Below are 1,256 nucleotides of genomic sequence, written 5' to 3'. Positions count from 1 at the left end.
CGGCAAGGACACCAGGCTTTCCGGTTATATGATCGAGAATGCCATGGTCGCCGGTCTTTGTGCCGCCGGCATGGACGTGTTCCTGCTCGGCCCGATCCCGACGCCGGCTGTCGCCATGCTGGTGCGTTCGCTGCGCGCCGATATCGGCGTCATGATCTCGGCCTCGCACAACCCCTATTACGACAACGGCATCAAGCTGTTCGGACCCGACGGCTACAAGCTCTCCGACGAGATCGAGGAGCGCATCGAGAGCATGCTCGACAGGGATATCGAACTGGCGCTCGCCGACTCCGACGGGCTTGGCCGCGCCAAGCGCGTCGACGGCGTGCATGACCGCTACATCGAATTCGCCAAGCGCACCTTGCCGCGCTCGATGTCGCTCGCGGGCTTGAGGATCGTCGTCGATTGCGCCAATGGCGCGGCCTACAAGGTGGCGCCCGAGGCGCTGTGGGAACTGGGCGCCGAAGTCGTCGCCATCAATGTCGAGCCCAACGGCTTCAACATCAACAAGGAATGCGGCTCGACCCACCCGGCCGGCCTGCAAAAGAAGGTGCACGAAGTGCGCGCCGATATCGGCATCGCGCTCGACGGCGACGCCGATCGCGTCGTCATCGTCGATGAAAACGGCGCGATCGTCGATGGTGACCAGATCATGGCGCTGATCGCCGAATCCTGGCACCAGAGCGGGCGGCTTGCCGGCGGCGGTGTCGTCTCAACCGTCATGTCCAATCTGGGCCTCGAACGCTTCCTCGGCGACATGAAGCTGCAATTGCACCGCACCAAGGTCGGCGACCGTTATGTCGTCGAGCATATGCGCGCGCATGGCTTGAATGTCGGCGGCGAACAGTCGGGCCATATCGTGCTGTCCGACTTTTCGACCACCGGCGACGGCCTGGTTTCGGCGCTGCAGGTGCTGGCCTGCATCAAGCGGCAGGGCCGGCCGGTCAGCGAACTGTCGAAGAAATTCGAACCCGTGCCGCAACTCCTGAAGAACGTTCACATTTCCGGCGGCAAGCCGCTCGAGGAGGCGCCGGTCAAGGCCGCCATCGAAGACGCGCGTAGCCGGCTCGGCAAGACCGGACGGCTGGTTATCCGGCCATCCGGGACAGAGCCGCTGATCCGCGTGATGGCCGAGGGCGACGACCCGCAACTGGTCGAGTCCGTGGTGAATGGCATCGTGGACATCATCTCGGAAACGCGCAGCGCCGCCTGACCCCCACAGCGCCCGGCAGGACGTCGTCGCCTGAACCTGTCCA

Annotated in this window: 1 protein-coding gene; it reads left to right on the top strand. The window is 64.5% G+C overall.

What is annotated here, in order from left to right:
• On the top strand, nt 1-1,213 hold a 1,213-nt coding region (gene glmM / locus EN884_RS36280; RefSeq protein WP_128361142.1), incomplete at its 5' end, for a phosphoglucosamine mutase.
• Nucleotides 1,214-1,256 lie beyond the last annotated feature (43 nt).

This window comes from Mesorhizobium sp. M7A.F.Ca.AU.001.01.1.1 (genome assembly GCF_004022735.1).
GTDB lineage: Bacteria > Pseudomonadota > Alphaproteobacteria > Rhizobiales > Rhizobiaceae > Mesorhizobium > Mesorhizobium ciceri.
Note: the sequence above shows the minus strand (reverse complement) of the source record. Positions and strands in the feature narration are given on the sequence as shown.